The 14,952-nt window shown below is 53.7% G+C and carries 12 protein-coding genes; 5 read left to right on the top strand and 7 right to left on the bottom strand.

Features of this window, described 5'->3' with window-relative positions; genetic code table 11:
- Complete coding sequence (gene tamB, locus SC206_RS06795; protein WP_332735448.1) at window positions 1-3,846, bottom strand: autotransporter assembly complex protein TamB; 3,846 nt, start codon at window positions 3,844-3,846, stop codon at window positions 1-3.
- Window positions 3,843-5,561 carry an autotransporter assembly complex protein TamA gene (tamA, locus tag SC206_RS06790; protein WP_442976049.1) on the bottom strand — a complete coding sequence of 573 codons (1,719 nt, stop codon included), beginning with the start codon at window positions 5,559-5,561 and terminating at the stop codon, window positions 3,843-3,845. The genes tamB and tamA overlap by 4 nt, the downstream gene beginning before the upstream one ends.
- A gap of 168 nt (window positions 5,562-5,729) precedes the next feature.
- Between tamA and msrA the strand changes: the two genes are divergently transcribed.
- Complete coding sequence (gene msrA / locus SC206_RS06785; RefSeq protein WP_332735444.1) at window positions 5,730-6,377, top strand: peptide-methionine (S)-S-oxide reductase MsrA; 648 nt, start codon at window positions 5,730-5,732, stop codon at window positions 6,375-6,377.
- Between the two features lie 220 nt (window positions 6,378-6,597).
- Entirely contained in the window at window positions 6,598-7,929 is a 1,332-nt protein-coding gene (locus SC206_RS06780; protein WP_332735442.1) for a hemolysin family protein, read from the top strand.
- A 185-nt stretch (window positions 7,930-8,114) separates the two neighbouring features.
- On the opposite strand, the gene SC206_RS06775 is transcribed toward SC206_RS06780, so the two are convergent.
- The gene (locus tag SC206_RS06775; RefSeq protein ID WP_332735440.1) at window positions 8,115-8,318 is read right to left on the bottom strand and encodes a DUF1107 domain-containing protein; all 204 of its coding nucleotides are present in this window, start codon (window positions 8,316-8,318) and stop codon (window positions 8,115-8,117) included.
- 406 nt (window positions 8,319-8,724) lie between these two features.
- Between SC206_RS06775 and SC206_RS06770 the strand changes: the two genes are divergently transcribed.
- Window positions 8,725-9,282 (top strand): YtfJ family protein, encoded by a 558-nt coding sequence (locus SC206_RS06770; RefSeq protein WP_332735438.1) that lies wholly within the window; start codon window positions 8,725-8,727, stop codon window positions 9,280-9,282.
- An 87-nt stretch (window positions 9,283-9,369) separates the two neighbouring features.
- Here SC206_RS06770 and cysQ read toward each other — a convergent pair whose 3' ends face one another.
- On the bottom strand, window positions 9,370-10,113 hold the full coding sequence (gene cysQ, locus SC206_RS06765) for a 3'(2'),5'-bisphosphate nucleotidase CysQ (protein ID WP_332735436.1): 744 nt from the start codon (window positions 10,111-10,113) through the stop codon (window positions 9,370-9,372).
- Window positions 10,114-10,466: 353 nt separating this feature from the next.
- On the opposite strand from cysQ, the gene SC206_RS06760 reads away from it, so the two are divergent.
- Entirely contained in the window at window positions 10,467-12,425 is a 1,959-nt protein-coding gene (locus SC206_RS06760) for a bifunctional 2',3'-cyclic-nucleotide 2'-phosphodiesterase/3'-nucleotidase (protein ID WP_332735434.1), read from the top strand.
- Between the two features lie 94 nt (window positions 12,426-12,519).
- Here SC206_RS06760 and fklB read toward each other — a convergent pair whose 3' ends face one another.
- The gene (fklB, locus tag SC206_RS06755; protein ID WP_332735433.1) at window positions 12,520-13,140 is read right to left on the bottom strand and encodes an FKBP-type peptidyl-prolyl cis-trans isomerase; all 621 of its coding nucleotides are present in this window, start codon (window positions 13,138-13,140) and stop codon (window positions 12,520-12,522) included.
- A gap of 194 nt (window positions 13,141-13,334) precedes the next feature.
- Here fklB and SC206_RS06750 point away from each other — a divergent pair, with 194 nt between their 5' ends.
- Window positions 13,335-14,165, top strand: a complete 831-nt coding sequence (locus SC206_RS06750; protein WP_332735432.1) for an OapA family protein — start codon at window positions 13,335-13,337, stop codon at window positions 14,163-14,165.
- Between the two features lie 66 nt (window positions 14,166-14,231).
- Here SC206_RS06750 and rplI read toward each other — a convergent pair whose 3' ends face one another.
- The gene (gene rplI, locus SC206_RS06745) at window positions 14,232-14,684 is read right to left on the bottom strand and encodes a 50S ribosomal protein L9 (RefSeq protein WP_332735430.1); all 453 of its coding nucleotides are present in this window, start codon (window positions 14,682-14,684) and stop codon (window positions 14,232-14,234) included.
- Between the two features lie 38 nt (window positions 14,685-14,722).
- Window positions 14,723-14,950: a 30S ribosomal protein S18 gene (gene rpsR, locus SC206_RS06740; protein WP_004392491.1), complete on the bottom strand. Its 228-nt coding sequence runs from the start codon at window positions 14,948-14,950 to the stop codon at window positions 14,723-14,725.
- Window positions 14,951-14,952: the final 2 nt, after the last annotated feature.

The following is a 14,952-nucleotide window of genomic DNA, read 5'->3' as shown; positions in this document are numbered from 1 at the left end:
TTAAAACTCAAACTGATAGAGCAAATCTAATGCCTGGTCCAAGCCAGACACCGCTTCAAGATACAATTTAGGCATCAAACGATAACGCAGTGTCAGGGTCGCCAGCGAGTCAAAGATACCCACGCCGTATTTTACCTGCAGCCCGGGAAGAACATACCCACTGACCACCACCTGCGAGCTGTCGCCCACGCCCTGCGTATCGAGCGCCAAATTACTGACACCAAATGCCTCACCGATTTTACCCACAAGTTTGCCACTTTGTGCAACCCCCATGCCGATAAGCATGGATGTCATGGCGCTACTGTCGGCTCCCGAGCTGTCGAGCCCCTGTCCGCGTAACAGATAGGAGAGCGCTTCCTGCTGCGACATCGTCGGGTCGGAGAAGACTTCAAGCTTCGGCGCATCGGCTTCACCGGTTACTCGCACACCTGCCACGACGTCATTCTCGGTCGATTCCGGATTACGGATCGCCTCGAAATTCAGCAGCGGCTGGTCGGCCGGACCGGAGAACAGCAACAGGCCTTTCCTGACGATCAGGTCCTGTCCGTAAGCATGGAAACGACCCGATGTAATATCAATCTGGCCGTTTAATCCGAGCCCGCGCTTATCCTGCGCCACTTTCAGTGCGCCTTTGAGACGCGCTTTCAGGCCGAAGGCATCGAGTCGAACATCATCCCCAATGTTCACCACAAGATTGGTGTTGATCGGTATAGAAGTAGAAGCTGGCGCGATCGGCTGACGCTGTTCATTTAACATGACTTCATCAGACGAGACACCCACTGCACTCTCGGGTAATTCCTGAACCGTGATGCGCGCCCAGGGAATATCGACCTTACCGTTCAACGCAAAAGCTTGCGGTGTAGCATCAAACACTAGATCGGGCGAGACATCAAGCCGAACCATTGGTGGAACCGATACCCTGACCTTTTCCCCCTTCGCAGCGATACGCGCCCGCCAGTTATTCGGCTGACTCCAGTCAGCATTGCCGTTTAACGCCAACTGGCCGTGCGCCGTTTGAATCACGCCCGCGAGCAGCGAAGACATGCCGTTGAAGTTGATATTCAGGTTGGCATTGGTGATATCGAAAGGCATAAATTGCGCATCGAAATCGACGTCGGACAGCGCGAGACGGCCATAAACCTGCGGCGCTTTGGCATTGCCGCCGACCCGCAGATTGGCATTAAGCATGCCGGAAGCCTTTTCGCCGTCCATCAAGGCCGGTTGCAACAGCGCCATCGAGATACGGGTAATGTTGATATTGCCGCTGAGATTGCGATTATTTAACGGATCGGCGATTTGCAGTTTGCCGTCGAGCTGGCCGTTATTGGCAATCTTGATCAGCCAGTCAAGGTTGGCGCGACCGTTTTGCAGCGCTGCGTTAAGGTTAAGCGTATCAAACGACACTGGCAGCGGATTGCCCTGCACCAGCTGCTGCACCTTCACGCCTTTACCCACCAGCGACACGCTAGCGTCCGGCAGACCGCCCGTGGCTTTCCACGCGACGTTTGCCTTACCGCTAAACTGGCCGGAAAGCTTCGTATCATCGGTCAGGAACGGCTTGAGCATCGCCAGATCAAAACGGTTGAGCACGACACTTGCCTGCCCGCTGGCGCCAGCATTTATCGTGGTCGGCACACACAGGTTGGCGTTAGGATTCTGCCAACAGTGCGGACCAATCGTCACGCGCTGCTCGGTATTGAAATAGCTCAGCGCGATAGGCTGCGTCAGCCGCCAATCGCCCACCGGCGTATCAAACAGCGTGTTGCTCAGCGTGCCTTTCCACTGCTGGGTTTTGCGATCAAAGCTGCCATTCAGCGCCAGACGCCCACCCACCGGCTTGCCCGTAATATTTAGAGTTAGCTGGTGCTGCTTTTCATTGCCTTTGGCGTTCAGCGTGATGTCGCTGATATCCAGCGCGTCTTGTTTGAGCTGCTGCACTTTTACCGCCAGCGTGCCTTGAATCTGGTCGGTGGAGGTGACGTCGCCTTTAACGTTGACACTTCTGACGCTCATCGCCTGCCAGCGCAGATTGCTGGCTGTCAGGTCGGCGAGCACCTGCGGCGCTTTGAGGTCGCCACGCAGCTGCACCCTGCCGTTCGCCACGCCGCCGAGACCCGGCAGCGCGCCATCGAGATGCGAGGCGTCGATGTTGGCATCCAGCGCCCACTTGTCGCTGAGCTTACCTTTAACGTCGACATTATTGCGACCCAGCTCAAGATGCAGCTGTGGAATATCCCACTGGCCATAACTGTTGCCGCGCAGATTGCCGCGCGCCTTGACCAGATTCTTCTTCACGTTGCCGTCAAGCTCGAGCGTCGGGACTTGCACCTGCCACGTGCCGCCATACAGGCTGCCGCGCGTCACGATTTTGCCCTGAATTTTGGCTGGCCAGTCCGGCCACTGTTTGGCAGTGTCGATGCCCTTCATCGCCAGCTGTAAATTCCAGCTCACGGCCTTGCTCCAGTCCACAATCCCGGTCAGATCCGTATTGCCCTGTAGCGCGGCCAGACGCATCAGCGTCAGGTTGAACTGTTCGAGATTACCTTTGCCGTCCAGCGTTAACGACGCCGGCGGCACACCTTCGCCGGTAAAGCTCGAACGCAGGGAAAGCGCGTAGTCCGTCGCCTTGCCACTCAGTTTCAGGTTCAAGCCTTTCACCTGATACTGCGGCGTGCCGGTCAGCGGCCACTGTAGCGCCTCGCTTTGCAGGTTGAAATCGAGCGGCAGGCCAATTTGCGCCAGCTCGGTTTGCGCGGCCAGCTGGGCGCGAACCGGACCCGACAGATTAATGCCCATCTTCAGCTTGTCACGCAGCGCGCCGCCGACCGTCAGTTTTATCTTCTCGCCTTTCAGCGGATCGATATTTACGGTGGTATTAATCGTCATGTCGACCGGCCACGTGCCGGTCAGCTGCGCTTGCCCCACGCCGTCGATCGAGCCCTGCGGCGATCGCACTTCGAGATTGTCGAGCTTAAGCTGCTGATTTTGCGTCGTGATTTTTAACAGCAGGCGATTGATCAGCAGATCGTTGTCGCCGGTCACTCTGAGATTATCACCGCTAAACTGCTGCACGGTGAGATCAAGCGGCAGCTGGAAGTCAGGCAGCGCTGGCAGCAGCGGCTTGGCAAACAGCGCTTTTAACGTCTCGCCAATCGGAGGCTCGGCTTCAATTTTTTTACGCGCCTCTGCCGCATTGGCTGCTTCAACCGGTTGGCCGGTCAACTTCTCTTTAACCGTCGCGACCGCCTTCTCCTGCGCGGCCTGCACCACCGGCGGCAGCGGATTTTGCGGCGTTTTCGGCAGCGCAATCAGCAAACCGGAGAGCTTGGTCGGCAGCAGCGTGACCGCCCTGTCCTTCCACTCCACGCCCGTGCGGAACTGCGCCAGCGAAATATTGCGATCGTCGATGGCGACGTTAACGTTATCGAGCGTCAGCAGTTTGAGGAAAATCGGATACGGCGTGCTGAGATTAGTCAGCGGCTCGCTGGATTCAGGCTCGGGCGCGGTCGACGGCGTCATTTCATTGGTATGCACCGCGACGTTGACGTCACGCGCACGCAACGCGTTGATGCACAGTGATTTATTCTTGAAGCAGGTCAAATCGACAGAAAGGTGAAACTCACCCGCTTTCACATCGACGCCCGGCATTTGATAGGCGACACCTTTGAGCGTCAGACTACGCCAGCCGCCGTCGACGCTGGCGATGGACAACCCCGGCACGAAACGCTGCGCGCCGTTGATAACCAGATGCAGGCCGGTTTGGGTGCCCACTAAAAACGCCACCGCGCCTATCAGCAGCAGCAAGATAATCAAGATTGTCAGGCAGATCTTTTTAAGCAAACTCATAATTCCGGACCTAAGCCGATGTAAAATTGCAGGCCGTGTTCATTCTGATCGCCCACGGGTGCCGCGATATCCAGCTTGATCGGGCCGACGGGAGATTCCCAGCGCACGCCCACACCGGTACCGGTTTTGATATTGCTTTTGGCAATGTCATTCACCGCTTCGCCGCTGTCGACAAACACCGCGCCCCACCATTTTCCGGTCACGTTGTACTGATATTCCACCGAACCGGTCGCCAGTTTGGAGGCACCGGTCAGCTTGTCGTCGCTGTCTTTCGGTGAAATCGACTTGTATTTATAGCCGCGAATACTGCGATCGCCCCCGGCGAAGAAGCGCAGCGAAGGCGGGACTTTCTCGAAATCGTTGGTTTCAATCCAGCCCACGTTGCCGCGCACCACAAAGCGATGTTTGTCGGCGAGGGTGCGGATCCAGACGTTTTGCGCCTGAATTACGGCGAAATCGATGTCAGAACCCCAGGTAGTGTCGGAAACGTCCAGCGAGTAGCGCTGCGAATCACCCCACGTCGGCATTAAGCCGCCGCGCGAACGGGTGCGGTTCACGGTTACGCCCGGATAAATCAGCATCGTGGTGTTGGTCACGGTGCCCTGAGTAAAGTGGTCCAGACTCCAGCGCAGGTTGACGGAGCGCTGCCAGCCGCTGTCGCTGTCCCAGTAACGCGCCACGTTGGCGGTGCTGGAATCGGATTTAGTGTCGTTGAGGTCTTCGCGCTTGAAACCGCCCTGCACCAGATAATATTGCTGTAACGGATCTTTTAGCAGCGGGATTTTGTAGCTGAGATCCAGCGTTTGTTCAGGCGCGGAGACGCTGACCGAGGTCTCGAGGCTGTGACCGCGATCGTTGAGCCACGGTTTTTTCCAGTCGGCCTTGACGCGCGGTCCGACGTCGGTGGCATAACCGCCGCCCAGCTCCAGCGTGTTGCGGGTGCGCGGCGTCACCACGGCTTCCAGCGGCAGCGTTTTAGTTGCTTTGGCGGTTTTATTGTCAAAATCGGGTGACACGACGACAGAGTTAAACCAGCCGGTGGCGGCTAAACGACGGTTTAATTCAGCCAGCTGCGTCGAGCTGTAGTAGTCGCCCTCATGGAAAGGCACTACGTTTTGCAGATAGTCATTGCGAATCTGTGCGCCCTGAAAATCGACTTTGCCGAATCGGTAACGCTGGCCGCTGTCGAAATCGATATCCCAAAACGCCTGATGTTCCTCTTCAATCACGCCCAGCTGGCTCTTGCGCATATCGGCGTCAAAATAGCCTTTGCGCAGCGCGAGGCCACTCAGCGAACTTTTAAAACCGTCGTAGGTGCCGTGATTGAGAATGGTGCCGTTGGCAGGCACGCGCGATTTACGCAGGGCTTCAAATTCGGTGTCGCTCTTGGCCTGCCCTTCAATCGTCACGCGGGTACCGGCGATTTTTACCGGCGTACCGGGCGCGACTTTGGCGATCAATACAGGTCGGCCTGGTGGCGGCGTCTGCACGTAATCAAAATCGATGGTGGGATTGTAATAACCCAATGGCCGAAGCCCGAGTTTAATGGCGTCACTGACCCGTGCGCGAAAACGGCCGTCGGCAGCCACCTCGTCACTTCCAATTGAAGAGAGGCGCACGCGAACGTTTTTCTGGAGATCCCCGGTAAGTCCTTCCAATTGCAGCCTCACTTTGGCCGCATAAGTTAAAGAGGGCGCCAGCAGGACGGCTAACATACAAAGTTCACGGTATCGTGGCACAAGCTCTCCTGCTATGTATCATTTATCCTGTTAAAATAGTTATCCAAATCGCTGGGAAAGGCCGATGTGCATAAGATGCTATTGTGTGCAAAGACACACCCAGATACAACCAACAACTTTTGAATAAACTTAGTGGAGCCTTACGTGGTACAACTCTCGGATAAATCTCAGGCGATAAGTAAAGAAGAGGCGTTACCTGGACGCACAACCCCGATGCCGGTTGCCACACTTCATGCTGTAAACGGTCATTCGATGACCTTTGTTCCCGACAACATGCAGGTCGCCATCTTTGCCATGGGCTGCTTCTGGGGCGTTGAACGCCTGTTCTGGCAGCTCGACGGCATCTACAGCACGGCCGCCGGTTACGCGGGCGGGTTCACGCCGAATCCAACCTATCGTGAAGTGTGCAGCGGCCAGACCGGCCATGCGGAAGTGGTGCGCGTGGTGTTCGACCCTGCCGTCGTCAGCTACGAGCAGCTGCTGCAAATCTTCTGGGAAAATCACGACCCCGCGCAGGGGATGCGTCAGGGCGGCGACATCGGGACTCAATACCGTTCCGCGCTTTACGTGCTCAGTGACGCGCAGAAAAAGGCCGCCGAGGCGAGTCTAGCTCGTTTCCAGAAAGCGATGCACGACGCCGGTGACGCACGCACTGTCACCACCGACATCAGCGAGGCGCTGCCTTTTTACTATGCCGAAGATGACCACCAGCAATACCTCTACAAAAACCCGGAAGGTTACTGCGGATTGGGCGGCATTGGCGTCTGCTTGCCTCCTCAATTGCAGGGTTGAGATAAAAGCGTAGGTCAAAGCGCTTAAAACGGCTAGAGATTCAGCAGTGGCGATTCCCTCACTGCCACTGCTATACTATGCGGGCCGCATTCGCGGCCCGGTAAATACGTTTCTTGCTGTTATCTTGGCTTATATCACTTACCTGTGATTTCTCTTTTAACAATACCAAACGAATTACCTTTCCCTGTCGGCTTTAGTGCCGGTGTTAAACGGATAGACTATGTTAAACAGTATCTTACTGATTCTTTTACTCATCGCGATCAGTTCATTTTTCTCCCTTTCGGAGATTTCGCTGGCCGCTTCCCGAAAAATCAAACTTAAACTTTTGGCAGATGAAGGAAACATCAACGCCGCACGTGTACTCAAGTTACAAGAAACGCCTGGACTGTTCTTCACCGTGGTACAGATTGGCCTCAACGCCGTCGCCATTTTGGGTGGTATCGTCGGTGACGCCGCGTTCTCTCCCGTGTTCAAACTATTCTTCGAGAAGTTTCTGTCGCCCGAACTGGCCGACCAGATAAGTTTCATCTGCTCATTCGTGTTAGTCACCAGCCTGTTTATTCTGTTTGCTGACCTGACACCGAAGCGCATCGGTATGATTTCACCCGAAGTTGTTGCCGTTCGGATAGTCAACCCGATGCGTTTCTGCCTGTTCATCTGCCGCCCGATGGTCTGGTTCTTCAACGGCTTGGCCAACGTGATTTTCCGCCTGTTCAAGCTGCCGACCGTGCGTAACGACGACATTACCTCCGACGATATTTACGCGGTTGTAGAAGCCGGTGCGCTTGCGGGCGTGCTGCGCAAGCAGGAACACGAGCTTATCGAAAACGTTTTCGAGCTCGAATCGCGCACCGTGCCCTCTTCCATGACCTCTCGCGAAAGTGTCATCTATTTCGACCTGCGCGAGAGCGAAGAGAGCATCAAGAACAAGATTTCTACTCATCCGCACTCCAAGTTCCTGGTCTGTGACGGGCAAATCGATCAGGTCGTTGGCTACGTCGACTCGAAAGACCTGCTGAATCGCGTGCTGGGCAATCAAAGCCTGATGCTGAGCAGCGGCTTGCAGATTCGCTCGGCGCTGATTGTGCCCGACACGCTCACCCTCTCCGAAGCGCTTGAAAGCTTTAAAACGGCGGGTGAAGACTTTGCAGTAATTCTTAACGAATACGCGCTGGTGGTGGGCATCATTACGCTTAACGACGTGATGACGACGCTAATGGGCGACCTCGTCGGTCAGGGCATGGAAGAGCAGATTGTTGCACGCGACGAAAATTCATGGCTCATCGAGGGCGGTACGCCTATCGAAGACGTGATGCGCGTGCTGCACATTGAAGATTTCCCGCAGTCCGGCAACTATGAAACCATTGGCGGCTTCATGATGTTTATGCTGCGTAAAATCCCGAAACGTACCGATTTCGTCAAGTTCGCGGGCTTCAAATTTGAAGTGGTCGATATCGACAGTTATAAAATCGACCAGCTCTTGGTGACGCGAATTACCGATAAACCGCTGGCTTCGCTGCTGCCTTTATCTGGCGAAGAGAAGCAGGCTTGATAGCCTGAGCCCCTGTTTTTGAATCCTAAATTAATTTGAATCATAAATTAATAATGTAGATTACAAAATCAGGGCACAAAAAAGGCCGCTCAATGACTTCTCAGTCTGGCGGCCTTTTTTATTGGATGTCACACTCTTTAGGCAGTTAGCATATAGCCGTTATAAAAAGTGTGCGGAGCTTCTTATTAAGCTTCTAGCTGGAGATGAACAACCTTCTTGTTCACCTCGGACATCACGCTGAAATGGCGCTTGTCGCGAATTTTTGGCAACAGGATCTTACCGTTATCGAACTCGAATGCGCCGACGTCTTTAATATAAATACGGCCTCTGAACAGCGTTTTCACGTATTTCGCCACCAGCAGTGGGTTATAACGTTGGAAAATCTTCATATTGTTTCTCTTTTCTCCCTTATGTATCTCGCTAACTCGGATTCGAATCTACTAAAGATTGTCCGAGCTCTACTACTAATACGCTGAGTAGACTCCAAAGATAGCACTCAGTTCCCGTTTAGCCAGTCCGTAGCCCTATATTTCACTACCTTTACATCGATTGACGATACCAATCGTCTTATCCCTATCGCGGTGCAGTATATCCCTTCAATATGTATCGAATATTACAGCGCGATATTTTACGTAGTTTACCTCCCGCGACTATCAGACAAAATCCAAATTTCTGCTAAGGACTGCACATTACTTGCTGCCCAACAGGACAGACCAGTTAATGCACTCTATGCTTGAAAGACAGACTGCTTCAAACAACAAGTCACCTCCCTAAGTGGAATTAACAGGAGAAACCATGCTCGTTAAGTCTTTATCAATTATAGCCTGCTTATTGATGCCATTTATGGTTACAGCCCACAATTTTGAAATCGGAAATCGCGTGGCGCCCGTCGGCGTCGAAGATAAGGGCGAGCTTAACTATCGCAGCGGCGAATTCAGCTACAGCAGCTGGAACAGTGCCAAACTGCCGGGCAAGGTGCGGATTGTGCAGCACCTGGCCGGACGCACGAGCGCACGTGAAATGAATGAGCCGCTGATCGAGGCGATAAGGAAAGACAATCTGCCGCGCGACCGCTATCAAACCACCACGATTATCAACACGGACGACGCCATTATCGGCACGGGAATGTTTGTTCGTAATAGCATCGAAGGCGGCAAGAAAGAGTTTCCGTGGTCGCAGATTGTCGTCGATGAAAACGGCGCGGTGCGTCGAGCCTGGCAGCTAGAAAGCAAAAGTTCGGCCATCGTAGTATTGGATAAAAACGGCACGGTGAGATTCGCCAAAGAGGGAGCATTAACGCCGGCTGAGGTCGGAAAGGTAATTGAGATGGTGAATCAGCTGGTGAAAGAATAAAGGGAAAAAGGAGAATTAAGAGAAGAAGGAGTAAAGCGCGCGCTGGCACTTTTACTCCTGTTTTTCAGCGAATGGAAATAGCGGATACTAGAACAGCGACACGCGGAAACCCGGATTCAGGAACGATTCGCGTGGCGTGTAAGTTAACGTCTGGCCTTGCCAATCGGTAACCGTCGCACCCGCCGCGCTCGCCACCGCGTGACCTGCGGCGGTGTCCCACACGGAGGTCGGCCCGAAGCGCGGATAAAGCTGCGCTGCGCCTTCCGCCACCAGACAGAACTTCAGCGACGAACCAATCGTCACGGTTTGATGCTCGCCCAGCTGCACCAGATAATCCTGCAATTCCTGATCGTCGCTGTGTGAACGGCTCACCACCACCAGCGGCGGATGCGCTTCTTTAGCACTGATTTCAACGCGTTGGCCGTTTTCTTCCTTCCACGCTTTGCCGTCGGCGGCGGCATACATCACGCCCGTCACCGGCACGTAAACCACGCCCATCACCGGATGCCCATCTTCAATCAGCGCAATATTAACGGTGAATTCGCCGTTGCGCTTAAGAAACTCTTTGGTGCCGTCGAGCGGATCGACCAGCCAGAAACGGTTCCAGGTTTGACGAATCGCCCACGCCGGGGGATCTTCTTCCGACAGCAGCGGCGTCGCCGGATCCAGCGCCAGCAATCCTTTTTTGATCACCTCATGTGCCGCCAGATCCGCGGCCGTAACAGGCGAATCGTCGTTTTTCTGTCGTGCGTTAAGCGGCTGTTCGCCGTCGTAGACTTTCATGATCGCGTCGCCTGCATCACGCGCGAGTTGGCAGATTTGTTCCAACATAGCTTCACCTCGAGAACTGAATTCAGACATTATCTTGAATAGAATCTTTCATAGAGAAAGCCTAGTTTTTTTTGGCCGGAATAGCTATCTCCTATTCCCATTCTGATAATGAATTAATTTCAAAAGAGTTTTTCCAAGGCCGATCGCAACCTTTTTCCATGAAGTAAATCGCTTACTACGAAGTACGGGGTTTGCCACGAAGTAAATTGCTGGCCACAAAGGAGATTGCCGTGGGTTTGAGGGGTGAAAATCGGTCGAGATCACAATTGTTAGTGACAGCGGGTTACATTTTCTAATATTTTTGAGATACCTGTCGTGTTTATCGCCTATTTCCCACAGACGGAGCCACTGTCATGCTTACGCGCCACCTTAAACTTTCTGCGATCGCCCTGCTGGTATTAACTGGATCGGCGCAGGCCGCGACCGTCGATCTGCGCATTATGGAAACCACCGACCTGCACAGCAACATGATGGATTTCGATTATTACAAGGACAAGCCGACCGAACAGTTTGGCTTAGTGCGCACCGCCAGCCTGATTGAAGCCGCGCGTAAGGAGGTGAAAAATTCGGTGCTGGTCGACAACGGCGACATTATTCAGGGCAGCCCGCTGGGTGACTACGCGGCAGCCAAAGGGTTAAAAACAGGTGAAGTACATCCGGTTTATAAAGCCATGAATACGCTGGATTACGCCGTGGGCAATTTAGGTAATCACGAATTTAACTACGGGCTGGATTATTTACACAAAGCGTTAGCCAGTGCCAAATTTCCGTATATCAACGCCAACGTCATTGACGATAAAACCGGTAAACCGCTGTTCACACCCTTTATTATCAAACCTCTTCAAGTTACCGACAGCGAAGGCAAAATTCAGACGCTGAAAATAGGCTATATCGGCTTTGTGCCGCCGCAGATTATGGTATGGGATAAAGCTAATCTTAACGGCAAAGTTACTGTCGCGGATATCACCGAAACCGCCAAAAAATGGCTGCCCGAGATGCGCAAACAGGGCGCGGACATTATTGTCGCTATCCCCCACTCCGGCCTTTCCGCCGAGCCGTATAAAACGCTGGCCGAAAACTCGGTCTATTATCTCAGCCAGCTGAAAGGCATCGACGCCATTATGTTTGGTCACGCGCACGCGGTATTCCCGAGCGCGGAATTTGCCAATATAAAAGGGGCTGATATCAAACAGGGAACCTTAAACGGTATTCCCGCCGTGATGCCGGGCATGTGGGGCGATCATCTTGGCGTGGTGGATTTAGTGCTGGATAACAGCGGCGGTGGCTGGAAAGTCACGCAGGCAAAAGCCGAGGCGCGGCCGATTTATGACAAGGCGGCAAAAAAATCGCTGGCGGCAGAAGACTCGGCACTGGTAAAAGTGCTCGAAGCGGATCACAACGCCACCCGCGAATTTGTTAGCCAGCCGATCGGCAAATCGACCGCCAACATGTACAGCTATTTATCGCTGGTGCAAGACGATCCGACCGTGCAGATCGTCAATAACGCGCAAAAGGCCTATACCGAACACTTTATTCAGGGCGATCCGGATTTAGCCGATCTGCCCGTGTTATCCGCCGCCGCGCCGTTTAAAGCCGGAGGTCGTAAAAACGATCCGGCCAGCTTTGTCGAAGTTGAAAAAGGTCCGCTGACCTTCCGCAACGCCGCCGATCTCTACCTTTATCCGAATACGCTGGTGGTGCTGAAAGTCACGGGGCAAGAGGTCAAAGACTGGCTGGAATGTTCGGCGGGTCAATATAATCAGATAGATATTCACAATAGCAAACCACAGTCGTTGATCAACTGGGACGGCTTCCGCACCTATAATTTCGACGTGATCGACGGCGTGAATTATCAGATTGATGTCACCCAGCCCGCGCGCTTCGACGGCGACTGCAACCTGCAACACAAAGACGCCGAGCGCATCAAAAATCTGACCTATCAGGGCAAGCCGGTCCGCCCAGACGCCGTGTTCCTCGTCGCGACCAACAACTACCGCGCCTACGGCGGCAAGTTTGCGGGCACCGGCGACAAACATATCGCCTTCGCCTCGCCTGACGAAAATCGCGCCGTGCTCGCGGCCTACATCAGCGCAGAAACCAAGGCGCACGGCGCGGTGACGCCAAGCGCCGACAATAACTGGCGGCTCGCGCCAATTGTCTCGAAACAGCCGCTGGATATCCGTTTTGAAACCTCGCCAGACCCTAAAGCGGCGCAGTTTATCAGTACGCAGGGGCAATATCCGATGGCAATCAAAGGCACTGACGCTGTCGGCTTCGCCATCTATCAGCTTGATTTACAGGCCAAGAGCTAAACTCTTTCCTGTTTATAGGCAGTAAGACGGGCAATAAAAAAGGCGCACAAGGCGCCTTTTTCGTCTGTTATTTACCATCGTTTAAACGACGTAATTACAGGATTTCCAGCAGCTCGACTTCAAAAGTCAGCGCGCTGTATGGCGGGATTGATGCGCCAGCACCACGCTCGCCGTAAGCCAGGTTATGAGGGATATACAGCTCCCACTTGGAACCTACCGGCATCAGGGTCAGTGCTTCGATCCAGCCAGCGATAACGCCGTTAACCGGGAATTCAGCCGGCTCGCCGCGCTGCACGGAGCTGTCGAACACAGTACCGTCGATCAGTTTACCGGTATAGTGAACGCGAACGCGATCCTGACGACCCGGGATTGGGCCTTCGCCCTGAGTGATCACGGAGAATTGCAGACCAGATTCAGTGCTGGTCACGCCTTCACGCTGTGCGTTGGCAGTCAGGAATTCCTGACCTTCAACCGCCAGCGCTTCCTGACGCTGACGACGCACGTCATCGGCACGTTCGTGAACTTCACGCAGCGCGCGGTGAACCACGTCTACCGGCACAGCAGGGGTGTTCCCTTCCAGCGCATCGCGCAGGCCTGCAAGAAGTGCGTCGGGCTCGAGGCCCTGTAAACCAGATTCCTGCAGCTGTTGACCGACCTGCAGGCCGATTCCGTAGCTTGCCTGCGCTTCAACGCTGTCAAATGAAGGGGTAGTCATGGGATTTCCTTTAATCATAAAAAGTCGAAGACGCAGCATAACAGCGCGCGAGTTATGGGTAAAACTTTCCGGCATAATTCGCCGCTTCTCTCGCTATCCTGTTGAGCATTGAAACAGCTATACTTAGCAATATAGAAAACGTCCCGTTTTACTCGCTGATTTTTTAAGCTTTACGCGCAACAAGAGAGGTTGTCATGGGCCAATACACGCCCAGGAGAAGGAAGGCCACCCGGATTTATCAACCGATGCTGAAATCCTGGATTTCAATCATCCAACGGCCATTGCAAAAAAGACGATCCCGGAATGATATTGCCGAAGACGAGCTCGCCGATACCGAGCTGAACTTTTCGCAAGAACGTGAAGTCTCACAAGAACGGGAAGCCTCGCAAGAGATCTATTCCGACGAGGCCTATTCCGGGAAAACAAAAGTCGAAGCTCACGGCATCGATGAGCCAGTAACGGAAAGCCGTTCGCGCAAAACGCGTGCGCCGTCGAGTCCGATGAAGCTGAAATTAGAGAAGATTTGGCATCTTAGCGACAATTTTCACTGGATGGCGCCGCTGCCGTATTTCCATCGCCGCTGGATAATCGTCAGCGTGATTGTGGTGCTGCTCGCCCTGCTCTGGCCCTATTCACCGGAGAACAACTACGCGCCTTCCGAACAGCCAACCTCGATTCCAATGCAGGCCGATTTGCGTAACGAACAGGGGCGCACCACGGAAAGAGAGCCGCAGAATACGCAGTCCGTTGCGCAGAATCAGGGCAATTGGCAGAGCTATCAGATTCAGCCGGGCCAAACTTTGGCGCAGCTGTTTCGCGACAATAACCTGATGGTCAATGACGTCTTCGCGATGGCGCAGGTTGAGGGCGATGACAAACCGCTGAGCAATCTTCATGCCGGTCAGCAGGTGAGAATTCAGCTTAATTCGCAGGGCGTGGTGAGTTCTTTACAGGTAATGACCGACCAGAATGGCACGATAACCTTTACCCGCCAGTCAGACGGCAGCTATCAACGTCTGCGTTGATCACGCCTTAAAACGCAAAACGCCGGCACAAGGCCGGCGTTCTGACAGATTACTTAAAGCGTAATATTACGCTTCAGCAACCAGTACTACAGTCAGCTTGGCAAACACGTCGCTGTGAACTTGGAAGTCCACTTCGTGTTCACCCAGAGTGCGCAGAACGCCCTCTGGCAGACGAACTTCGCTCTTGGAAACCTTAACACCAGCCGCAGTTACTGCGTCTGCGATGTCACGGGTACCGATAGAGCCGAACAGTTTACCTTCGTCGCCTGCTTTAGACGCGATGGTTACAGTGCCCAGTTCGTTGATGCTGTTAGCGCGAGCTTCAGCGGCGCCCAGAACGTCAGCCAGTTTGGCTTCCAGTTCTGCACGACGTGCTTCGAAAAATTCAACGTTTTTCTTGGTAGCAGGAACAGCTTTGCCCTGTGGTACCAGGAAGTTACGAGCGTAGCCCGCTTTAACGTTAACTTGATCACCCAGGCTGCCCAGGTTTGCTACTTTATCAAGCAGAATAACTTGCATTACCTAATCCTCTCTAGTCGTTAATGGACTGCGGCCAATTACTGATGACGATCAGTGTATGGCAGCAAAGACAGGTAGCGAGCACGCTTGATACAACGAGCGAGCTGACGCTGGTATTTTGCACGAGTACCAGTGATACGGCTCGGTACAATTTTACCACTTTCGGTAACGTAGTTTTTCAGCGTAGCGATATCTTTATAATCGATCTCTACAACGCCTTCCGCGGTGAAACGGCAGAACTTGCGACGACGGAAATAACGTGCCATTA

Source organism: Rouxiella sp. T17 (assembly GCF_036663475.1).
Classification (GTDB): Bacteria; Pseudomonadota; Gammaproteobacteria; order Enterobacterales; family Enterobacteriaceae; genus Rouxiella.
This window is presented reverse-complemented; position numbering and strand designations above follow the sequence as displayed.